This window comes from Actimicrobium antarcticum, from assembly GCF_039536745.1.
In the GTDB taxonomy this organism is placed as follows: Bacteria; Pseudomonadota; Gammaproteobacteria; order Burkholderiales; family Burkholderiaceae_D; genus Actimicrobium; species Actimicrobium antarcticum.
The window spans coordinates 200,876-221,869 of sequence record NZ_BAAAZE010000003.1 but is presented as its reverse complement, the minus strand read 5'-3'; the positions used below and the strand labels follow the sequence as shown (position 1 = coordinate 221,869).

The 20,994-nt window shown below is 58.8% G+C and carries 18 protein-coding genes and 1 rRNA gene; 13 read left to right on the top strand and 6 right to left on the bottom strand.

What is annotated here, in order from left to right:
* The first annotated feature begins 240 nt into the window (after positions 1-240).
* Both rrf and ABD720_RS02900 read left to right on the top strand, forming a co-directional pair.
* Positions 241-353: ribosomal RNA gene (rrf, locus tag ABD720_RS02905) — 5S ribosomal RNA — on the top strand.
* A 396-nt stretch (positions 354-749) separates the two neighbouring features.
* The gene (locus tag ABD720_RS02900) at positions 750-1,250 is read left to right on the top strand and encodes a LapA family protein (protein ID WP_344761713.1); all 501 of its coding nucleotides are present in this window, start codon (positions 750-752) and stop codon (positions 1,248-1,250) included.
* A gap of 64 nt (positions 1,251-1,314) precedes the next feature.
* Here the strand turns inward: ABD720_RS02900 and ABD720_RS02895 are convergent, their stop codons facing one another.
* The 3 genes from ABD720_RS02895 to ABD720_RS02885 all read right to left on the bottom strand — a co-directional run bounded on the left by ABD720_RS02895 (position 1,315) and on the right by ABD720_RS02885 (position 2,947).
* A complete protein-coding gene (locus ABD720_RS02895; RefSeq protein ID WP_344761712.1) occupies positions 1,315-1,602 on the bottom strand; it encodes a hypothetical protein in 288 nt (95 codons plus the stop codon).
* A 98-nt stretch (positions 1,603-1,700) separates the two neighbouring features.
* On the bottom strand, positions 1,701-2,321 hold the full coding sequence (locus ABD720_RS02890; RefSeq protein WP_344761711.1) for a flavin reductase family protein: 621 nt from the start codon (positions 2,319-2,321) through the stop codon (positions 1,701-1,703).
* 80 nt (positions 2,322-2,401) lie between these two features.
* Positions 2,402-2,947, bottom strand: coding sequence for an acyloxyacyl hydrolase (locus ABD720_RS02885; protein ID WP_344761710.1), 546 nt, complete (start codon positions 2,945-2,947; stop codon positions 2,402-2,404).
* A gap of 266 nt (positions 2,948-3,213) precedes the next feature.
* Here ABD720_RS02885 and ABD720_RS02880 point away from each other — a divergent pair, with 266 nt between their 5' ends.
* Positions 3,214-4,128 (top strand): NAD(P)-dependent oxidoreductase, encoded by a 915-nt coding sequence (locus ABD720_RS02880; protein WP_344761709.1) that lies wholly within the window; start codon positions 3,214-3,216, stop codon positions 4,126-4,128.
* Positions 4,129-4,135: 7 nt separating this feature from the next.
* On the opposite strand, the gene ABD720_RS02875 is transcribed toward ABD720_RS02880, so the two are convergent.
* Together ABD720_RS02875 and ABD720_RS02870 are read right to left on the bottom strand one after the other, a co-directional pair.
* Entirely contained in the window at positions 4,136-5,143 is a 1,008-nt protein-coding gene (locus ABD720_RS02875; RefSeq protein WP_425547903.1) for a DUF2891 domain-containing protein, read from the bottom strand.
* A gap of 16 nt (positions 5,144-5,159) precedes the next feature.
* On the bottom strand, positions 5,160-6,365 hold the full coding sequence (locus ABD720_RS02870) for a M20 aminoacylase family protein (protein WP_344761707.1): 1,206 nt from the start codon (positions 6,363-6,365) through the stop codon (positions 5,160-5,162).
* A 171-nt stretch (positions 6,366-6,536) separates the two neighbouring features.
* On the opposite strand from ABD720_RS02870, the gene ABD720_RS02865 reads away from it, so the two are divergent.
* The 9 genes from ABD720_RS02865 to ABD720_RS02825 all read left to right on the top strand — a co-directional run bounded on the left by ABD720_RS02865 (position 6,537) and on the right by ABD720_RS02825 (position 18,584).
* A complete protein-coding gene (locus ABD720_RS02865) occupies positions 6,537-8,132 on the top strand; it encodes an ABC transporter substrate-binding protein (protein ID WP_344761706.1) in 1,596 nt (531 codons plus the stop codon).
* A 67-nt stretch (positions 8,133-8,199) separates the two neighbouring features.
* Positions 8,200-9,177 carry an ABC transporter permease gene (locus ABD720_RS02860; protein WP_344761705.1) on the top strand — a complete coding sequence of 326 codons (978 nt, stop codon included), beginning with the start codon at positions 8,200-8,202 and terminating at the stop codon, positions 9,175-9,177.
* A gap of 2 nt (positions 9,178-9,179) precedes the next feature.
* Positions 9,180-10,085 (top strand): ABC transporter permease, encoded by a 906-nt coding sequence (locus ABD720_RS02855; protein ID WP_344761704.1) that lies wholly within the window; start codon positions 9,180-9,182, stop codon positions 10,083-10,085.
* Between the two features lie 11 nt (positions 10,086-10,096).
* Positions 10,097-11,074, top strand: coding sequence for an ABC transporter ATP-binding protein (locus ABD720_RS02850; protein ID WP_344761703.1), 978 nt, complete (start codon positions 10,097-10,099; stop codon positions 11,072-11,074).
* Positions 11,074-12,084, top strand: coding sequence for an ABC transporter ATP-binding protein (locus ABD720_RS02845; protein ID WP_344761702.1), 1,011 nt, complete (start codon positions 11,074-11,076; stop codon positions 12,082-12,084). Before ABD720_RS02850 ends, ABD720_RS02845 begins: the two co-directional genes overlap by 1 nt.
* A gap of 20 nt (positions 12,085-12,104) precedes the next feature.
* Positions 12,105-13,286, top strand: coding sequence for an acetylornithine deacetylase (gene argE, locus ABD720_RS02840; protein ID WP_344761701.1), 1,182 nt, complete (start codon positions 12,105-12,107; stop codon positions 13,284-13,286).
* Between the two features lie 220 nt (positions 13,287-13,506).
* Positions 13,507-15,585: a molybdopterin-containing oxidoreductase family protein gene (locus tag ABD720_RS02835; protein ID WP_344761700.1), complete on the top strand. Its 2,079-nt coding sequence runs from the start codon at positions 13,507-13,509 to the stop codon at positions 15,583-15,585.
* Positions 15,586-15,615: 30 nt separating this feature from the next.
* Positions 15,616-16,695 carry an aminopeptidase gene (locus ABD720_RS02830; RefSeq protein ID WP_344761699.1) on the top strand — a complete coding sequence of 360 codons (1,080 nt, stop codon included), beginning with the start codon at positions 15,616-15,618 and terminating at the stop codon, positions 16,693-16,695.
* Between the two features lie 206 nt (positions 16,696-16,901).
* Complete coding sequence (locus tag ABD720_RS02825; RefSeq protein ID WP_344761698.1) at positions 16,902-18,584, top strand: long-chain fatty acid--CoA ligase; 1,683 nt, start codon at positions 16,902-16,904, stop codon at positions 18,582-18,584.
* Between the two features lie 46 nt (positions 18,585-18,630).
* Here the strand turns inward: ABD720_RS02825 and ABD720_RS02820 are convergent, their stop codons facing one another.
* Positions 18,631-19,038 carry an acyl-CoA thioesterase gene (locus tag ABD720_RS02820; protein ID WP_344761697.1) on the bottom strand — a complete coding sequence of 136 codons (408 nt, stop codon included), beginning with the start codon at positions 19,036-19,038 and terminating at the stop codon, positions 18,631-18,633.
* A gap of 59 nt (positions 19,039-19,097) precedes the next feature.
* Between ABD720_RS02820 and ABD720_RS02815 the strand changes: the two genes are divergently transcribed.
* Positions 19,098-20,969 carry an ABCB family ABC transporter ATP-binding protein/permease gene (locus ABD720_RS02815; RefSeq protein WP_344761696.1) on the top strand — a complete coding sequence of 624 codons (1,872 nt, stop codon included), beginning with the start codon at positions 19,098-19,100 and terminating at the stop codon, positions 20,967-20,969.
* The last annotated feature ends 25 nt before the right edge of the window (positions 20,970-20,994 follow it).

The window sequence follows — 20,994 nt, the reverse complement described above, 5'->3', positions numbered from 1 at the left end:
GACCGTGAAACGACGTTGCGCCGATGATAGTGCGTCAACACGTGTGAAAGTAGGTCATCGTCAGGCTCAGTTATACGCAAGTCACAAGACGGTCCATCAAGAAATTGGTGGGCCGTTTTGCATTGGTAACGAATTAATTTGCAATAGGCAGGCAATCGAGCGCTTGTCGCAATATTTTTACAGATTATGTTTTTTGAGGTGTCCAAGGTAATGGATATCGCCTGAAACGGACCGGTCAAGCCTGATGACCATAGCGCGTCGGTACCACCCCTTCCCATCCCGAACAGGACCGTGAAACGACGTTGCGCCGATGATAGTGCGTCAACACGTGTGAAAGTAGGTCATCGTCAGGCTCAGTAACAAGCAGTACCAGAGATGGCCCTTCGCAAGAAGGGCCATTCTGCGTTTACGACCGCATTTCGTATCGATGCAGGATGTCAAAATCGGAACGTGATGCAAAGCGAAGATACCTGACCAGGTCAAGCTACGTTCTGCAGTCCTCGCATTCCAGCTTTATGCGCAACTCTGAAATCAGAGTGGGAGTGTGATTTGTAGAAATGTCTTCAGAGAAAAACAGGCGTCTGTCGCAGTGCCGCTGAAAATTCTCCAAGGCAAAACGCTGGCCGTGAAGTGCGTTTCAGATCACATTGTTAAGTACGGCATTAGCTTTAATCTGTTCCAATAGGTGTCGAGATCACTGTCCGGTAGAACGACAAGTGATTACCACGCTAGAAAAAAGGAGGTTTTGCATGAAAACCCGCACGCTGTTGTTACTTATTGTGTTCGCTGCCATTGCAGGATTCGCCGCGCTGAACTGGACGGCATTCACTACGCCCACCAACCTGTCTCTGGGCGTTGCCGATGTCCAGGCGCCGCTAGGATTAGTCATGCTGGGCTTACTGGGCTTGCTGATTGCCTTCTTCCTGATTTTCGTGCTGTATCTGCAAACGTCAGTGCTGTTCGAGACACGTCATCATGCCAAGGAATTACGCACCAACCGGGAACTGGCCGATCAGGCCGAAGCCTCGCGCTTCACGGAGTTGCGGGTGGTGCTGGAAGCCGGCCTGCAGCGTCAGGCCGATCTGGATGCGCAGTCCCGGTTCGCTGTCCTGGCCAGGGTGGACAAGCTTGATGCAGATATGCGCGCTGCCCTGGAACAGTCGGAGTTGTCGATCAGCGCCAGCGTCGGGGAGCTAGAAGATCGCGTAACGCGCAATAGTGAGGGCAGGTCGGTCAATGTGATTTCTTGACGGCTGACGGTAGTTAAAAGCCAGAGTGGCTTGATCATCCGCAGACGATCAAGCCATCGATGACTCAGCCAGTAATACCAAGTCGTTTCCGGGTTGCCGAGAGCAACGCCGCATTGTACGGATGCAGGTTTTCGATAAACAGGATCTCTGCTTCGACCGGTTCGGTCAGGCACATTTCCAGCATGACCGGTCCATCATCTTCCACGCCCAGAAAATCCTTGCTCCAGCGATTCTTGCGGTGTGTCCGTAAAATTTCGCAGCCCAGTTCCGCCAGGGGAACCGGTACGCCAGCCTCAACGGCGGCCAATTGCCATTCATCCCAGAATGCGGGCGGTGTTGCTTGATCATTCATGCGTTATCGTGTCCTGAAAATGTAAAAGAGAAGCCGTAGCCGGACTGGACCCTACTCGTGATGACGTGTTTGATCAAGCAAAAACAGTCCGTCGCACATCAGCCAGGTCGGCCCATCCTGAATAACTCTCCCGGCCCTACCGAAAAATAATCAGCCGGACCACCGCCACGCAGCACATGACCTGCGCGCGCCGTATCGTAGACACCGCCGTCGAGCAGCGATTCGGCAATATGCACGGCTACCACTTCACCAAGAATCAGCCAGCTGGGTACCTTTTCACCATCGGCGCGTTGCAGCTGGATGATCTGGGTGCAGCGGCACTCGAACGACACATGGCTTTCGGCGACGCGCGGTACCTTGATCAGGCGCGACGCCACAGGTGTCAAGCCGGCGAGATCAAATTCGCTGACATCCGGTGCTGCCGGCGCGCTAGTCTGATTCATCGCCTCGGCGAGATCACGTGTCACAAGATTCCAGGCGAACTCGCCGGTTTGTTCGATATTTCTTACGGTGTCCTTGTAGCCGACACTCGAAAAACCCACGATTGGTGGCGTGTAGTTGAAGGCATTGAAAAAACTGTAGGGCGCGAGGTTAAACGCACCTTCGGCATTGCACGATGAGATCCAGCCGATCGGACGGGGTCCGACGATGGCATTGAAGGGATCATGCGGCAGGCGATGGCCGTCGCGTGGCTCATAAAAATGGAACGGTTCGGACATCGGTTTCCCCGGAAAGCTGCGTCGATTGGTCAAAGAGATGGGCTAAAAGCGGCACTAAAACCAGTACTGAATAACCGTCTTTAAAACTTGTAGCCGATACGCGCAACGGCAAAGTTGACGCCATTATTCGGTTGCTTGATGCCGCCATTCGAAAAATGCGTCACCCTCAATGACAGATCCAGCCCGCTGGCCAACGTGTAACCGAGGCCAAGATGCGTACCGAATTGCAGGTTGGTCGACAAGCGGCGACCAAAGTTGTCGTAGACGTCGGAATTGATATGCGGGCCCAGTCCTGCCTCGGCATACACGCCCTGATGATTCAATCCTTGCCAGCGCAACGTCGGTGTGAAGCCGATATCGAGAAACGTCTGGGTAGCCCCAACGCGATTTTCAAACTGGTTCGCACGCCAGACTGCCGCCGTCAAATCCCAATATCCCCAAATTTCCGACTTGTCCGAGCGCATCCATTGCTGATCCATATTCCATTGCATGCCGAGGCGATAGATCTGCGATTTATTGCCGGTACCGACCTCCGCCGACATCGAATCGACTGCCATCGACGCACTACTGGCAACGCATAACAGACAGCCAATGACCAGTGCCTTGAAACTTTTTGTGTTGCTCATGCGAACTCCCGACGGATAACATTATGGAATGGCCTCAGAGTGCTGAAAGACAGCGCTGAAAACCACGAGTAGCGACAAAGCAGCCGCTACTTTGAATGGGGGCCATTATTGCCAATAACGGGTGGACAATGCAATGAAATGGATCCATGCAGAGCATCGAAAATTGAATTATTTTTTCGCGTAAAACGTCCAGCTGTGAAATCCCGCATTCAGCAGACATCAATGTGCTGTCAAAAATTCCTGTCCGCAGCACCAACCGAAAGACTATGTTGACCAATCACACACAACTTCCCGGCATTGCGTTTCTTGGAACCGGGCTGATGGGCCATCCAATGGCAAGCCGTTTGCTGGCCGCCGGCTACCGCGTGACGGTATGGAACCGTACGGCATCCAAAGCCAGTTCACTCCGCGCATCGGGAGCACGGCTGGCCGACACGCCAGCGCAGGCCGTCGCCAGCGCGGACGTGATCATCACGATGCTCGAAGCAGGGCCGGTGGTGGCCGATGTCATCGCGGCCGCCATCGCGTCAATACCGCGCGGCGCACTGGTCATCGACATGAGTTCGATACGCCAGGATGAAGCGCTGACATTGCATGCGGTTCTCGACAGTCACGGCATTGCCTGCCTGGATGCACCAGTGTCCGGCGGCGTTCTTGGGGCAGAAGCAGGAACACTGGCGGTCATGGCCGGCGGTTCAACAGCAGACTTCCAGCGCGCCGAAGCCATCCTGCACGTGTTCGGGCGACCCACACTGGTCGGCGGAGCGGGTGCCGGACAAGTCGCCAAGTTGTGCAATCAGCTCATCGTCGGTGCGACATTGAATGTGATTGCCGAAGCGCTGCTGCTGGCCCAGGCGGCCGGTGCAGATCCGGCCGCCGTCAGGCACGCACTGCGTGGCGGATTTGCCGAAAGCCGGCTGCTGGAAGTGCATGGCCAGCGCATGCTGGACCGCAATTTCAAGCCGGGTGGTCAGGTACGCAGCCAGGCCAAGGACATGGACAATATTCTGCTGGCGGCAAGTGCTGCCGGCGTGACATTGCCGGTGGCCGAGCTGGTGCGGGCGAACTATCAACGGCTGGGACCCGACCTGGCCGCAGCCGACCAGTCCGCCATCCTGCTGGGCATTGAAATGGCTAATCCCGGCGTGCGGCTCGGTACCGCTGCGGACAAACTGGCGTGATGCGCGCTTAGCCCTGGTCCAGCGCCAGCATTGCGAAGCTGGCCAGCCAGTGCGTTCCCACATAGTCACCCGCCACTACATGCGGCAACGCAGCGGCGAGGTGGTGCCGGATGGCTGCTGTAACAGGCACCTGTAGCGCGGATGGCAGGTCGTTTTTCAGCATCGTCCAGCACCAGGCACGCGACAGGTTCAGGCCATCCAGATGCGACATTTTCGGATCGGTGCGGTCACTGGCATGGACTGGCTCCAGCCAGGTTTGCATGGTCCCGGATGACGGACAAAACTGCTGCCACCACGCGCTAAAAGCGGGTGCATCGAGCAGGCGTTGCATCAGCGCCGCCTCGATCAATCCACCCGACAGGAAATCATCGCCGCCCGGCTCGTATCCGGCCGGATAGCTGGCGTCTGCGGCAAACCAGTCATGTGCGCTGGTACGAATCTGCGCGTGCAGCACGCCGTGGCCGGTAGCCTGCGCATACTCCATCGCGAACAGCAGACCGAACGCGCTGTTGGCATGCGTGCCAGCACGGATCGGAAATTGCGCCAGCGGCAGGAAGTGCAGATAGCGCTCGGCAAACGCATCTGCCAGCGGTTGCACGGCGTCGCACCAGTTGCGAGCGCGTGGCAGCGAGGTCGCCAGCGCCATCAATTCAACCTGCAATTTAAGCAGCCAGGCCCAGCCATACGTGCGCTCGAAGGTGGAACGTGATGGCTGATGCAGGTAGGCGACTTCCATCGCGATGTGGGCACTACTGAAGCGTTCGTCGAATACTGCGGTGATCTCGTCTGCCTCCGGCAATGACGGGTACCGGCGCAGCAATCGCGCCAGCAACCAGTGCATGTGTACCGATGAATGCCAATCGTAACTGCCGAAGAACACCGGATGCAGATCGCGCGGTGTACGCACGTCGATCGCCGAATTGATCACGTGATCGAGCTTGTTCGGATACTCCTGCGCGATGTTGACCAGCGCCACGCGGGCAAATCCGGAAGCGTCGATGGGCATTTGCGACATCGGCTCAGGAATCGGCTCAAGCATCGGCCACGCCAACTGGCAGCGACGCTTCGGCCAGCCGCACCCAGTACGTCGCACCAATCGGCAACAGGTCATCGTTGAAGTCGTAGCTCGGGTTGTGCAGGTTGCACGGTCCCAGGCCATGGCCCATGTCCCGATGGTCGCCTTCGCCGTTGCCGATGAAGACATAACAGCCCGGCATCGCCTGCAACATGAACGCGAAATCCTCCGAGCCCATGGTCGGTTCGACGCTGGCATTGACGTGGTCGGTGCCGACGATCTGGCGCAGCACATCGACGGCGAAAGCGGTCTGTTCGGGATGATTGATCAACGGCGGATAGTTGCGCTTGAAATTGAATTCGGCGGTCGCATCGAATGCCGCCGCAGTGTGGGTGGCGACATCGCGCATGCGCTGCTCGATCAGGTCCAGCACCTCGATGGTGAAGGTGCGCACCGTTCCAATCAGCGTTGCTTCATCCGGGATCACATTGGTCGCGCTGCCAGAATGGATCTGCGTGATCGACAACACGCCGGCATCCAGCGGGCTCTTGTTGCGCGACACAATGGTTTGCCAGCTCTGTGCCACCTGCACCGCCACCATGATCGGATCGATACCTTTGTGCGGTTGCGCCGCATGCGCGCCCTTGCCCTTGATGATCACCTCGAACTCGTTTGACGACGCCATCATCGGACCCGGCGTCACGCCAAAGGTGCCCACTGCCTGTCCCGGCCAGTTGTGCATGCCGTACACCGCCTGCATCGGGCAACGTTCGAACAAACCGTCTTCAATCATCCGCCTGGCGCCAGCGCCGCCTTCTTCGGCCGGCTGAAAAATCACATACACCGTGCCATCGAAATTGCCATGCAACGACAAATGATGGGCCGCACCCAGCAGCATCGCCGTGTGGCCGTCATGACCGCATGCATGCATCTTGCCGTCGGTTGTCGAGCGGTGCGCAAAGGTATTCGATTCCTGAACTGGCAACGCATCCATATCGGCGCGCAGGCCAATCGCGTTGGTACTGCTACCGCGCTTGATGATGCCAACCACACCCGTCACACCCATGCCACGCAGCACCGGAATGCCCCATTCGGTCAGTTTTGCGGCGACCACGTCGGCGGTACGCTGTTCTTCGTAGCACAGCTCCGGATGGGCATGAATATTGCGTCGTATGGCTTGTAGCTCGGAATGGAATTCAACGATCGGATCGATCAATTTCATGGCGTTCACCTGAGTGTTTGCAGAATGGACGGGGACGGTTATCGCCGGATATGTCGCAGCAGTCAGGATGCGATCCTGTTTTTTATGCGGATACCGGGCGGTAACTTGCACCGCAAGTTGTGTATATTACGCTGGCACCGTCAGAGTGTGTTCAACCTATAGGAGAGCTTTATGCGTTTGTTGCCATCATCGAAATTCGTCCGAAATAATCTGCTTGCCTCGGCGCTTGCCGCGCTGTTCGTGTTTGCCGCGCCAGTCGCCTCTGCGCAGGAATTCAAACTGGCGATGAGTTCGCCACCGACCTCGATGGACCCGCATTTCTACAACCTGTTTCCGAACCTGAACGTGTCCGACCACATGTTCGAAACGCTGGTCACGATGGATGCCGACAGTAAGGTCATCGCCGGACTGGCCGAATCCTGGACCTTAATCAACAATCTGACGTGGGAATTCAAACTGCGCAAAGGCGTCAAGTTCCACGACGGCAGCGAGATGACCGCCGATGATGTCGCATGGTCGATGGAACGTCCGTCGCTGATCGTTGGCAGTCCCGGCAAGATGGATGTCTACACCAAGGCCATCATCAATAAAAAAGTCATCGACGCCCATACGATCCGCTTCACTACCAAGGAACCGTATCCTCTGTTGCTGGCCGACCTGACCTCGATCTACATCGTCTCGCGCAAAGCTACCACCGGCTTGTCGAGCGATGATTTTTCGAGTGGCAAAGGCATGGTCGGTACCGGCCCCTACAAATTCGTCAAGTTTCAGCGCGATGACCGCCTTGAGATGGACCGCAACGAAGCCTACTGGGGCAAGAAACCGGCCTGGTCCAAAGTGACGCTGCGCTTCATTCCGAACGGCTCAACCCGACTCGCCGCGCTGCTGGCTGGCGATGTGCAGGCGATCGAAAATGTACCGACACCCGACCTCGCCAAAGTGCGCGCCGACCCGAATATCTCGCTGTATTCCAAAGTCTCGCATCGCGTCATCTATCTGTTCCCGGATACCGCGCGTGAAAAGTCGCCGTTCATCACGGACAAGGACGGCAAGCCGCTCGACAAGAATCCGTTGCAGGACCAGCGCGTGCGCGCAGCCCTGTCGATGGCCATTAATCGCGATGCGATCCGCGACCGCGTGATGGAGGGCTTGTCCGAGCCGACCAACAACCTCGTCCCGGCCACCCTGTTCGGCTACAACCCGGCGCTGAAAGTGGTCAAGTACGATCCTGAAGGTGCCAAGAAATTGCTGGCCACTGCTGGCTATCCGAACGGTTTCGGGCTAACGCTGCATACACCGAACAATCGTTACGTCAACGATGAAAAAGTCGCCCAGACCATCGCCCAAATGTTCTCGCGCATCGGTGTCGCAACCAAAGTCGAAGGCTTGCCGATGTCCATCTACTCGGCCCGCGGCGCCAAGCAGGAATACTCGCTCGGCCTGCTCGGCTGGGGCGCGCAGACCGGCGAAGTCTCGTCGCCATTGCGCGCACTGGCTGCCTGCGACAATCCGGCCAGAGGTTTTGGCGGATTCAACTGGGCCAAGTACTGCAATCCGAAAATGGATGTGCTGCTGACGCAGGCGCTCAATACTGTCGATGACAAGGCGCGTCTGAAGCTGCTGCAGGATGCCACGGCCATCGTCATCAACGACGGCGGGCTGATTCCGTTGCATCAGCAAGTCACCACCTGGGCGACCAAAAAAGGCATCGCTTACATCCCGCGTACCGACGAGCGTACCCACGCTTATCAGTTCGTCCAGCAATAACTGACGCCATCACGCCCGCTGCCTGCCGCATGCGGGCGTGACGCTGTCCCAGGATTCAGGTTTCCCCATGCTCGTATTTATCATTCGCCGACTGCTGCAAAGCCTGGTCGTGCTGCTGGTCATGTCGTTGCTGGTGTTTGTCGGTGTGTACGCGATCGGTAACCCGATCGACATGCTGATCAGCCCCGATGCCGACCAGATGGATCGCCTTCGTACCATCGCCGCTTTCGGGCTCGACAAGCCGCTGTGGGAACAATATTTTCTGTTCGTGAAGAACGCTCTCGCCGGCGACATGGGCCGTTCGTACGCTTTCTCGACTCCGGCCCTGACGCTGATCATCGAACGCATGCCGGCCACCATGGAGCTGGCCATCGTCGCCATCATCATGTCGATCGTGCTCGGCATTCCGCTCGGCCTGTGGGCCGGCTTGCGGCCCAACGGCATCGCCGGCAAGACCATCATGGCGGTCTCCATCCTCGGCTTTTCGCTGCCGACGTTCTGGGTGGGCCTGATGCTGATCATGGTGTTTGCGGTGCAGCTCGGCTGGTTGCCGTCCAGCGGACGCGGGCCGACCACCTTGTTGCTGGGCGTGCCGGTCAGCTTTCTGTCGGTCGACGGGTTGCGGCATCTGCTGATGCCGGCGTTTAACCTGGCACTGTTCAATATTGCGCTGGTGATTCGCCTGACCCGTGCCGGCGCGCAGGAAGCGCTGCTGCAGGATTACGTCAAGTTCGCCCGCGCCAAGGGGCTGTCGAACACACGCATCATCGGCGTGCATGTTCTGAAAAATATCCTGATCCCGATCGTCACCGTCATCGCGCTGCAATTCGGCTCGATCATCGCTTTTGCCATCGTCACCGAATCGGTGTTCGCCTGGCCCGGCATGGGCAAGCTCATCATCGACTCGATCCGCTTCCTTGACCGTCCCGTGATCGTCGCTTACCTGATGCTGATCGTCGTGATTTTCATCTTCATCAACCTGGTGGTCGACGTGATGTATTCGCTGCTCGATCCACGAGTGCGCTTGTCCGACACCAAAGGCTGACCATGGAAAACACCCCACCGCAAGTCGCTGTCGAGACGCCATTCCGGCGTTTCCTGCGCAATTTTTTCAGTAGCAAAATTGCCACCGCCGGTTTCATTTTGCTGGCCGTGATCGTCGTGGCAGCGCTGTTCGCACCCTGGCTCTCGCCGCAGGACCCGTACGATTTGTCGCGCCTGGACGTGATGGATTCGCGCATGCAGCCCGGCGCCATGTCGGTCGATGGCCAGCTCAAGTTCCTGCTTGGTACCGACGAGCAGGGCCGCGACATGCTCTCGGCGATCCTGTATGGCGTGCGCATTTCGGTGGCCGTCGGTGTTGCCAGCACCGTCATCGCACTGCTGATCGGCCTGACGCTGGGCCTGCTGGCCGGTTACTCGGGCGGCCGCACCGAAGCCTTCATCATGCGCGTGGCCGACATCCAGTTATCGTTCCCGCCGATCCTGATTGCGCTGATTCTGCTGGCCCTGACCGGACAAGGTGTCGGCAAGATCATCATCGCGCTGGTAGCCGTGCAGTGGGCGTATTACGCCCGTACCGCACGCAGTGCCGCGCTGGTCGAACGCAAGAAGGAGTACATCGAAGCCGCCACCGCGCTGGGCCTGTCGCCGCTGCGCATCATGCTGCGGCATTTGCTGCCGAACTGCCTGCCGCCACTGATCGTGATCTCGGCGCTGCAAGTGGCGTCGGCGATTTCGCTGGAAGCGACCTTGTCCTTTCTCGGCCTCGGCTTGCCGGTCACCGAACCGTCGCTCGGCCTGCTGATTGCCAACGGCTTTCAATACCTGTTGTCCGGCAAATACTGGATCAGCTTTTTCCCGGGGATCGCCTTGCTGCTGACGGTGGTGGCGATCAACCTGGTGGCGGATCAACTGCGCGACGTGCTCAATCCGCGCCTGCAAACGCAATGAAGGCCGACCCGATGATTCCTACTCTCAGTGTGGCGCACCTGCACACGCAATTCACCACCCGCGCCGGCATCGTCAAGGCAGTCGATGATGTCTCGTTTTCAGTCATGCCCGGCCAGATCATGGGCCTGGTCGGCGAATCCGGTTCCGGAAAATCGATGACCGGTTATTCGATCATGGGCCTGATCGACCATCCCGGCCAAGTCACGCAAGGGTCGATCCTGCTGCAGGGCCGCGAGCTGCGCGGCATACCGGCCGAGGCGATGCGCACCATCCGCGGCGACCGCATCGCAATGATTTTCCAGGACCCGATGATGACGCTCAATCCGGTCCTGCGCATCGATACGCAGATGATGGAAGCCGTGCTGGCACATCACAACGTCAGCAAGGACACCGCCCGTGCGATGTCGCGCGATGCGCTGGCGCGGGTCGGGATTCCCTCGCCCGATGAACGCTTGCTGGCGTATCCGCACCAGTTCTCGGGCGGCATGCGCCAGCGCGTCGCGATTGCGATTGCGCTGTTTAACAAGCCCGACCTGATCATTTGCGACGAGCCGACCACCGCGCTCGATGTCACGATCCAGGGCCAGATCCTGTACGAGATGCAGAAGCTGTGCCGCGAATCCGGCACCGCGCTGATCTGGATTACGCATGACCTGTCGGTGGTGGCCGGACTGGCCGATACCGTGTGCGTCATGTACGCCGGAAAAATCGTCGAAAGCGGTACCGTCCGGCAGGTGCTGGAACAGCCGCGTCACCCGTACACGCACGGCTTGATTGCCTCTGCGCCATCGCGCAATCCGCGCGGCCAGCCATTGCGGCAGATCCCCGGCATGACACCGTCGCTGCTCAATTTGCCGACCGGTTGCGCATTCCGCGAGCGCTGTGATCGCGCCAGTGCTGCCTGCCTCGAATCGCCCCCGCTGGACCAGGCCGACGGCCGCGCACTGCGCTGCTTCCATCCGATCCACACCCTGGTCGAGGCCGCCTGATGATCGACAATCAATCAACACCCATGCTGGAACTGCGCGGCGTCAGCAAGCGCTTCGTCAAATCACTCGATACGGCGGCCCGGATTGCCAATGTGTTCGGTGCCGGCGCAAAAGAAGAAGTGGTCCATGCAGTCGATGATGTCGACCTCGTGATTCAGCGTGGCGAAGTGGTCGGTCTGGTCGGTGAATCCGGTTGCGGCAAATCGACACTGGGCCGCATGGCGGTCGGATTGCACAGCCTGTCGTCAGGCTCGCGGCGCTGGAAGGGAGAGGACATCGACGCGCTCGATCCGGCGCAGCGACGCCTGAAGCAGCTCGGTATCCAGATGATTTTTCAGGACCCGTATGCTTCCCTCAATCCGCGCATGCGCGTGCTCGATATCATTGGTGAGGCACCGGTTGCGCACAAGATGATCGGCGCGCGCGAGCAGGTCGAGTACGTCGAGAACTTGCTACAGCGAGTGGGTCTGGACCCGGCTGTACTGCGCCGCTTTCCGCATCAGTTTTCGGGTGGCCAGCGGGCCCGCGTCGGGATTGCACGGGCACTGGCGGTACGTCCGGAATTCCTGGTCTGCGATGAAGCCGTGGCCGCGCTCGACGTTTCGATCCAGGCGCAGGTACTCAACCTGTTCATCCGCTTGCGCGATGAATTGAACCTGACGTATCTGTTCATCAGTCACGACCTCGGCGTGGTCCGGCATCTCTCGGACCGCGTGGTTATCATGTACCTTGGACGGGTAGTCGAATCGGCGCCTGCCGATGCCGTATTTGGTCATGCCAATCATCCGTACACGCAGGCGCTGCTGGCGTCGGCGCCGAAACTGGAAGTGCGCAAGACAGAATTTTTTGCGGTGCGCGGAGAAATCCCGTCGCCGCTGAATCCGCCAGCCGGTTGTCATTTTCATCCGCGCTGTCCGCATGCGATGGCGCGCTGCAGCGTCGAAAAACCGCTGCTGAAAGAAGTGGCACCGGCGCATTTTTCGGCCTGCCATCTGAACGATCAACGCTGACTCTTTGAAAGGCTAGAACCATGACAACGAACCCCAAACAGCCCTCGGCTGAACTGATGGCGATGATCGAACGACTGGTCGCCTTTCCGACCGTCTCGCGTGACTCGAATCTGGGACTGATCGAATATGTGCGTGACTACCTGGCTGGCATGGGCGTCAAGTCGCGCCTGACCTATGACGCGACCGGCAAAAAGGCCAACCTGTTTGCCACCATCGGCGAAGGCAGCCGTCCCGGCCTGGTGTTGTCCGGCCACACCGACGTGGTGCCAGTCGATGGCCAGGCCTGGGATACCGATCCGTTCAAGGCCACTGTGGTCGGCGACAAGCTGTTCGGCCGTGGCACCGCCGACATGAAAGGCTTCATCGCCAACGCCCTGATGATCGCGCCGAAATTCCTCGCCACGAAGATGGATGCGCCGCTGCACCTGGCGCTATCGTATGACGAAGAAGTGGGTTGCATCGGTGTGCGCAGCCTGATCAAGGATCTGAGCGAGATCGGCCTGAAAACCGCCGGTTGCATCGTCGGAGAACCGACCATGATGCAACCGATCATCGCGCACAAGGGCACCCACCGTTTCCGTTGCTGCATCACCGGCCGCGAGGCGCATTCGAGCTACACCACGCAGGGCGTCAACTCGATCGAGTACGCCGCACGCATCATCGTCTACATCCGCCAGATGGCGGACCGGCTGGCGCAACTCGAAGAGCGCGATTACGCCTTCACGGTGCCGTTCACGACACTGCAAACCGGCACCATCAAGGGCGGACTGGCCTCGAACATCGTGCCGAAGGATTGCGAATTCAATTTCGAGGCACGTACGATGCCGGGTGCATCAGCCGACCGGTTTTATCAGGAAATCCAGGACTTCGCGGCGACGCTGTTGCCGGAAATGCTACGGGTCGAGCCGAACGCTGCAATCCGGTTCGAGATGCTGGCGAGCGCACCGGGCATGAGCGCGCAAGAGAGCGATGCCATCGTCCGCCTGGCAGCCGGACTGTCGCGCAACAAGCCCAATGGCGCGGTGTCGTACGGCACCGAAGCCGGACTGTTTCACGAGGCCGGTATTCCGTCGGTGATTTGTGGTCCCGGCGACATCGAGCAGGCGCATCGGCCGAATGAATTCGTCTCGCTGGAACAGCTCGCGCACTGCGAGGATTTCATGCACCGGCTGATCGATACCGAGGCCGGAAAAGGCGCCTGATACGGTTTTTGCAACACGAATTGGCACAATGCCACGCATCGCCAACGCATTCGATAATGAACTGACCACACCCTGCCGGATTCCTCGGAAATATTTTTCCGTGGACACCCTGCAGGGCTCCCGAAGCCCGCTTTCTGCGCCTATGATGTATCGAAAAGGCGCTGCCGCTTTTGCCCGTTTGCAGCTGGCGCCACCGTCCAACAGTTGACTGGAATGATTCATGACCACCACTACCGTGCGTGCGGTTTGTCCGCATGATTGTCCCGATACGTGTGCCTTGCTGGTGACCGTGGAAGACGGCGTGGCCACCGCCGTGCGCGGTGACCCGGACCATCCGACCACCGCCGGCGTGCTGTGCACGAAGGTCTCGCGCTACACCGAACGCACCTACCATCCCGACCGCCTGCTGCATCCGCTCAAACGTGTCGGCCCCAAAGGTGCTGGCAAGTTTGTTCGCATCAGCTGGGATGAAGCGATCGACACCATCGCCACCCGGCTGGGTGGCATTGCTGCAACCAACCCGCAAGCGATCCTGCCCTACAGCTATGCCGGCACGATGGGGCTGGTGCAGGGCGAAGCGATGGCCTCGCGGTTTTTCAACCGGCTCGGTGCTTCCCATCTGGAGCGCACCATCTGCGCTGCCGCCGGTGGTGCGGGTTACAAGTACACCATCGGTGCACGCGTGGGCATGGACACCGAGCAGTTTCAGAACGCCAAACTGATCCTGATCTGGGGCGGCAATCCGATCGCCTCGAACCTGCATCTGTGGATGCGCGTGCAAGAAGCCAAGCGCAACGGCGCGAAGTTGATCGCGATCGATCCGTACCGCTCGCTGACCGCCGAAAAATGCCACCAGCATATTGCGCTGTTGCCCGGCACCGATGCGGCATTGGCGCTGGGCCTGATGCACGTACTGATTGCAGACAATTTGCTTGACCACGATTACATTGCACACCACACGTTGGGTTTCGAACAGCTGCGCGAGCGGGCCGCCGAGTGGCCGCCGGAACGGGTCGCCGAGGTCTGCGGCATCACTGCCGGGGAAGTCGTTGGGCTGGCGCGCGAATACGGTACGTCGGCGCTGCGCGGCGAGGGTGTGGCGATCCGCGTGAACTACGGTTTGCAGCGGGTCCACGGTGGCGGTATGGCAGTGCGCAACATTACCTGCCTGCCGGCACTGGTCGGCGCCTGGCGCATTGCGGCAGGCGGCGTTCAGTTGTCGACCTCTGACAGTTTTCCGAAAAACAAAGCCGCGCTGGAACGGCCCGATCTGTCCAGCAACGACACGCCGGTTCGCACCATCAACATGAGCACCATCGGCGACGATCTGCTGCGCGATGCGTCACCCGAATTCGGTCCGAAGATCGCTGCATTGATCGTCTACAACTCCAACCCGGTCGCGGTCGCGCCGGAGTCCGGCAAGGTGATGCAGGGCTTCGCACGCGAGGATCTGTTTACAGTCGTGCTGGAGCACTTCCAGACCGACACCGCCGACTACGCCGACATCGTTCTGCCAGCCACGACCCAGCTCGAACATGTGGACGTGCATTCGACCTACGGTCATCTGTACATGATGGCCAATAATGCGGCGATCGCGCCGCTGGGCGAAGCAAAACCGAATACCGAATTCTTCCGGTTGCTGGCCGCGCGCATGGGGTTTGATGATGCGTGTTTTAGCGACAGCGATGATGCGATCGCCTCGAACGCATTCGACAAGACGCATGTGCACGCCATTCATTTTGACTGGAACTCCCTGAAGCGCACCGGCTGGCAAAAATTGGTCGTGCCGGATGCGCCGTTTGCCAACGGCGGCTTTCCGACGCTTTCCGGCAAATGCGAGTTCTACTCGGCGCAGATGCTGGCCGACGGATTTGATCCGCTGCCAGCGTATATCGCACCGCACGAGTCGGTCGCCAGCAATCCGGTGCTGGGCAAAAAATATCCGCTGGCGATGATCTCGCCACCTGCCCGCAACTTCCTCAATTCCAGCTTCGTCAATGTCACTAGCCTGCGCGCTACCGAGGGCGAACCGCATCTGGATATGCATCCGGCCGACGCTGCGCAGCGCCAGATTGTCAGCGGCGACACGGTCCGCATCTTCAATGAACGCGGCAGCTTCGAGGCCAAGGCGCGCGTCACCGATCGCGCCCGTCAGGGGCTGGTCGTGGGCCTGTCGATCTGGTGGAAAAAAATGGCAGCCGATGGCAAGAATGCCAACGAAGTAACCAGTCAGCGTTTGACGGACATGGCGGGCGGACCGACTTTTTATGACGTACTGGTCGAGGTCGAAAAACAATGACGTGACGTGTTCGGCGGGTGAGGGAGCATCATGAAATGGTGGACAGGGTTGGTAGCCGGCGCAGCCGTGCTGATGACGGGATGCGCGCAGGTGGATTACTACTTCCAGGCGGCGCAGGGGCAATTTGCGTTGCTGTCGGGTGCGCGTCCGATCGACGACTGGCTGGCTGATCCGGAGGTCGGCGACAAGCTCAAGGCACGCCTGAACAAGGTGCGCGAAATACGCCGCTATGCGGCGCGCGAACTCGGCCTGCCCGACAACAACAGCTACACCAATTATGCTGACCTGAAACGCCCGTACGTACTGTGGAATGTGGTGGCGACGCCGGAGCTGTCGATGCAGCCGGCGCAATGGTGCTTTCCGATCGCCGGATGCGTGAATTACCGGGGCTACTACAACAAGCAGGAAGCGCTCGATTACGCAGACGTGCTGCGCCGTGCCGGTTACGACGTGCAGATGTCGGGTGTTGCAGCGTATTCGACGCTGGGCTGGTTCAATGATCCGGTGTTGTCGACCTTCATCCAGTATCCCGACGGTGAACTGGCCCGGCTGGTTTTTCATGAATTGGCCCATCAGGTAGCCTATGCAAAAGGCGATACCCAGTTCAACGAATCCTTTGCCACCACGGTCGAGGAAATCGGTGTCGAACGCTGGATGGCGAAAGAGGGCGATGCGGCGATGCGCGAGAACTATCTGGTGTTCGATGGCCGCAAGCGTGATTTCCTGGGCTTGCTGGTGAAGTACCGTCGTTCGTTGGAGATCAACTATGCTCGCCAGGTAAGCGACGGTGACAAGCGGCGCGAAAAGCAACGGATTTTCAAGTCATTGAAAGCGGATTACCAGGTCCTGAAGACCGCCTGGGGTGGCTATGCCGGATACGACCGCTGGTTTGCAGAACCACTCACAAACGCGCATCTGGCGTCGGTGGCGACCTATCACGATTACGTTCCCGCCTTTCGCTCGCTGATGACGGAGCAAAAATCACTGACGAAATTTTATGGTGCGACGCGCTCGATGGCGGCGCTGGAACCGATACAGCGCAAACAGCAACTGGCGCTGCTCACGCGTAACGCGGCATTGGCGTTGGCCGATACCGGGATCAAGCGGTAGCCAATCAGTCCGGCTGACATGGCCTGTCGCGCTCCCCGGGTCGCTTTGCAGAACATATCCTCCGGTAGAACGGTTGCTCGGATATTGTTCAAAATGCTTGCGCCAGACTCCCTCGCCCGATAGCATCAGCAGTTAATAGAACGAGCGTTCCTATTTGCGGCTTACCGAATTCAAAAATCACATAACAACAGAGACAGAGGCAGAGAATGGATAAGTTTTGGCTCAATTCCTACCCGAAGAGTGTTCCGGCGGAGATCGATTACACGCAATACCGTTCGCTAGTGCATTTGCTGGAAGAGGCCTTCCGTAAATATGCCAAGCGCAATGCGTATGTCTGCATGGACCAGTTCATGACTTTTGCCGAAGTCGATGCGATGTCGCAAAAGCTCGGTGCCTGGTTGCAAAGCAAGGGCTTGAAAAAGGGTGCGCGCGTGGCCATCATGATGCCCAACGTGCTGCAATATCCGGTGGCCATCGCCGCCATTCTGCGCGCCGGTTACACGGTGGTTAACGTCAATCCGCTGTACACGCCGCGTGAGCTGGAACACCAGCTCAACGACTCCGGTGCCGAAGCCATCATCATTCTCGAAAATTTTGCGACCACGCTGGAGCAGGTGCTGCCGAAGACGCGCATCAAGCACATCGTCGTCGCCAGCATGGGCGATCTGCTCGGCATGGTCAAAGGCAGCATCGTCAACTTCGTCGTGCGCAACGTCAAAAAAATGGTGCCGGCATTTTCGTTGCCGAATGCCGTGCCGTTCAAGCGTGCGATTTCGGAAGGCGCCGCGATTGCGCTCAAGCCGACGGAGCTGGGGCACGATGACATCGCTTTCCTGCAATACACCGGTGGTACGACGGGGGTATCGAAAGGCGCGATGCTGACCCACCGCAACGTGATTGCCAACGTGCTGCAAAGCGAAGCGTGGGCTCAGCCCGCTTTGAGCAAAGAGCCGAAGGTCGAGTCGCTGACGATCGTCTGCGCCTTGCCGCTGTATCACATCTTTGCGCTGACATCGTGCTGCCTGATGGGCACCCGTCTTGGCGGCATGAATATCCTGATTCCGAACCCGCGCGACATGCCGGGCTTTATCAAGACGCTACGCAACTTCAAGATCAACATGCTGCCGGCAGTCAATACGCTGTACAACGGCCTGCTAAATCAGCCCGACTTTGCCACGCTGGATTTCTCGATGCTCAAGGTCTGCAACGGTGGCGGCATGGCGGTTCAGCAAGCGGTTGCCGACAAGTGGTTCAAGGTCACCGGATGCGCCATCGTCGAGGGCTACGGGTTATCCGAAACCGCCCCGGTGGCGACCTGCAATCCATCCGATTCCACCTCGTTCACCGGCACCATCGGATTGCCGGTGTCATCGACCGACATCGTGATTCTCGATGACCTCGGCGAGATGCTGCCGCTCGGGCAGCCCGGCGAAATCGCGATTCGTGGTCCGCAAGTGATGGCGGGTTACTGGAATTTGCCGGACGAGACCGCCAAGGTCATGACGCCCGACGGATTTTTCAAATCGGGTGATATCGGGATCATGGACGAGCGCGGTTTCATCAAGATCGTCGACCGGAAAAAGGACATGATCCTGGTCTCCGGATTCAATGTCTATCCGAACGAAATCGAGGGCGTGATCGCGATGCATCCCGGTGTGCTGGAGTGTGCTTGCGTGGGCGTGCCCGATGCCAATTCGGGCGAAGCAGTGAAGCTGTTCGTGGTGCGCAAGGACCCGTCATTGACGGTCGAGCAGTTGATGGAATACTGCCGGGAAAACTTCACTGCCTACAAGAAACCGAAGTACATCGAGTTCCGCAGTGACCTCCCGAAAACCAATGTCGGCAAGATATTGCGGCGCGAATTACGCGATGAAAAGAAAGCGGCCTGAGCACTCCGCTCCGTTCCCGAAAGCCGCCTGCTGCAGGCGGCTTTTTTTAATCCGGCAGCGGCGGCAATTGACGCGGCTTGCGGTCCGGGCCCGTGGCGACGTAGGTCAGGGTCGCTTCGGTTACCTTGACCGTTTCGGCCTCCAGCCGGTTACGTTCGGCAAACACCTCGACATTGACGGTGATCGACGTGTTGCCGACCTTGATGACTTCTGCATAGAACGACAGCAGGTCACCGACAAAAACCGGATGCTTGAACAAAAAAGAATTCACGGCAATGGTTGCGACCCTGCCGTTGGCCCGACGGGTTGCCGGTAGCGAGCCGGCAATGTCGACCTGCGCCATGATCCAGCCGCCGAACACATCGCCGTAGACGTTGGCATCTGCCGGCATGGGCATCATCCGTAATTGCGGTATTTTTCCTGCTGGTAATGAATTGCTGTCACTAGTCGCCATGGGACTCTCCTCGAAAACGCTACAATCTCGCAGCTTAAACTATTCTGATTTGACCTCTCATGCGTAACCACTCCGTTGCCCCTCCCGAAGCCGCCGCCAACCAGGCCACCCGCAATGACTGGGGCACCATCAAAACCCTGGTGCCCTACCTGTGGACGTACAAATGGCGGGTGCTGATCGCGCTAGCTTGCCTGATCGGCGCGAAGATGGCGAACGTCGGCGTGCCGTTGTTACTGAAATCGCTGGTCGACCGCATGACGGTCACGGCTAGCCATCCGCAAGCCCTGTTGATCCTGCCCTTGGGGTTGCTGGTTGCGTACGGCGCATTGCGCCTGTCGACCACCTTGTTCACCGAGCTGCGTGAATTCGTCTTTGCGCGGGTCACCCAGCGCGCGGTGCGCACGATTGCGCTGAAAGTATTCCGGCATTTGCATTCACTGTCGCTGCGCTTCCATCTGAATCGCCAGACCGGTGGCATGACACGGGATATCGAACGCGGTACGCGCGGGATTTCATCGCTGGTGTCGTACACGCTGTTCAGCATCTTGCCGACACTGGTGGAAATCACGCTGGTGATCGGTTATCTGGCGCTGCATTACGATATCTGGTTCTCGGTCATCACTGCCTGTGCGCTGGTGACGTACATCATTTTTACGATTACTGTCACCGAATGGCGCACGCATTTCCGGCGCACCATGAATGATCTGGATTCGAAGGCCAGCACCAAGGCGATCGATTCATTGATCAATTACGAGACCGTCAAATACTTCGGCAACGAAGACTACGAAGCGCAGCGCTACGATGATGGTTTGCAGCGTTTCGAGAGCGCCGCCGTGAAGTCGCAGACCTCGTTGTCGGCCCTCAATGCCGGCCAGTCGCTGATCATTGCGGTGGCCGTGACGCTGATCCTGTGGCGCGCCACGCAAGGCGTCATCGACGACAAGATGACGCTCGGCGATCTGGTGCTGGTCAATGCGTTCATGATCCAGTTGTACATTCCGCTGAGTTTTCTGGGGGTGCTGTATCGCGAGATCAAGCAAAGCCTGGCCGATATGGAACGGCTGTTTTTATTGCTCGATCAGAATCGTGAAGTGGCGGATACGGCAAAGGCCGTCGAGTTGGTGGCGACTGGTGCCGAAGTGCGTTTTGCGCAAGTCGATTTCAGCTACGATCCCAATCGCCAGATTCTGTTCGATGTCGATTTCACGATTGCCGCAGGCACCACGACGGCCGTGGTCGGCCACAGCGGTTCCGGCAAATCGACGCTGGCACGGTTGCTGTTCCGTTTTTATGATGTCAATTCCGGTGCCATCACGATCGATGGCAAGGACTTGCGGGATGTCAGCCAGGCCTCGCTGCGCCATGCCATCGGCATCGTGCCGCAAGACACGGTGTTGTTCAACGACACCATCGAATACAACATCGCCTACGGGAGAACCGGCGCCAGCAAAGAGGAAGTCATCGCCGCCGCCCGCGCCGCCTATATCCATGACTTCATTGAAACGCTGCCAGAAGGCTACGCCACGATGGTTGGCGAACGCGGCCTGAAATTATCCGGTGGCGAAAAGCAGCGTGTGGCCATCGCCAGAGCCGTGCTGAAAAACCCGGCGATCCTGATTTTCGACGAAGCCACCTCGGCACTCGACTCCAAAGCCGAACAGGCGATCCAGGCGCAACTCAAGGAAATCGCCAGGAACCGCACCACGCTGGTCATTGCTCATCGCCTGTCGACCATTGCCGACGCCGCACAAATTCTGGTGCTCGATCATGGCCGCGTGGTGGAGCGCGGCACCCACGTAAGCCTGCTTGCCGACGATGGCGTGTATGCGCAGATGTGGCAACGCCAGCAGGTGCGCCAGGACGAGGGTGGGGCTGACGGCGCAGACGTGAGTGCCAGCGCGCCACAAAATACGGTCGAGGTGCGCGCGTGACGTCTTTACGGTTGCCACCTAACCC

Coding starts and splice junctions, on each gene's coding strand:
- ABD720_RS02900 (WP_344761713.1), top strand. CDS start 750: ATGAAAACCCGCACGCTGTTGTTACTTATTGTGTTCGCTGCCATTGCA.
- ABD720_RS02895 (WP_344761712.1), bottom strand. CDS start 1,602: ATGAATGATCAAGCAACACCGCCCGCATTCTGGGATGAATGGCAATTG.
- ABD720_RS02890 (WP_344761711.1), bottom strand. CDS start 2,321: ATGTCCGAACCGTTCCATTTTTATGAGCCACGCGACGGCCATCGCCTG.
- ABD720_RS02885 (WP_344761710.1), bottom strand. CDS start 2,947: ATGAGCAACACAAAAAGTTTCAAGGCACTGGTCATTGGCTGTCTGTTA.
- ABD720_RS02880 (WP_344761709.1), top strand. CDS start 3,214: ATGTTGACCAATCACACACAACTTCCCGGCATTGCGTTTCTTGGAACC.
- ABD720_RS02875 (WP_425547903.1), bottom strand. CDS start 5,143: ATGTCGCAAATGCCCATCGACGCTTCCGGATTTGCCCGCGTGGCGCTG.
- ABD720_RS02870 (WP_344761707.1), bottom strand. CDS start 6,365: ATGAAATTGATCGATCCGATCGTTGAATTCCATTCCGAGCTACAAGCC.
- ABD720_RS02865 (WP_344761706.1), top strand. CDS start 6,537: ATGCGTTTGTTGCCATCATCGAAATTCGTCCGAAATAATCTGCTTGCC.
- ABD720_RS02860 (WP_344761705.1), top strand. CDS start 8,200: ATGCTCGTATTTATCATTCGCCGACTGCTGCAAAGCCTGGTCGTGCTG.
- ABD720_RS02855 (WP_344761704.1), top strand. CDS start 9,180: ATGGAAAACACCCCACCGCAAGTCGCTGTCGAGACGCCATTCCGGCGT.
- ABD720_RS02850 (WP_344761703.1), top strand. CDS start 10,097: ATGATTCCTACTCTCAGTGTGGCGCACCTGCACACGCAATTCACCACC.
- ABD720_RS02845 (WP_344761702.1), top strand. CDS start 11,074: ATGATCGACAATCAATCAACACCCATGCTGGAACTGCGCGGCGTCAGC.
- argE (WP_344761701.1), top strand. CDS start 12,105: ATGACAACGAACCCCAAACAGCCCTCGGCTGAACTGATGGCGATGATC.
- ABD720_RS02835 (WP_344761700.1), top strand. CDS start 13,507: ATGACCACCACTACCGTGCGTGCGGTTTGTCCGCATGATTGTCCCGAT.
- ABD720_RS02830 (WP_344761699.1), top strand. CDS start 15,616: ATGAAATGGTGGACAGGGTTGGTAGCCGGCGCAGCCGTGCTGATGACG.
- ABD720_RS02825 (WP_344761698.1), top strand. CDS start 16,902: ATGGATAAGTTTTGGCTCAATTCCTACCCGAAGAGTGTTCCGGCGGAG.
- ABD720_RS02820 (WP_344761697.1), bottom strand. CDS start 19,038: ATGGCGACTAGTGACAGCAATTCATTACCAGCAGGAAAAATACCGCAA.
- ABD720_RS02815 (WP_344761696.1), top strand. CDS start 19,098: ATGCGTAACCACTCCGTTGCCCCTCCCGAAGCCGCCGCCAACCAGGCC.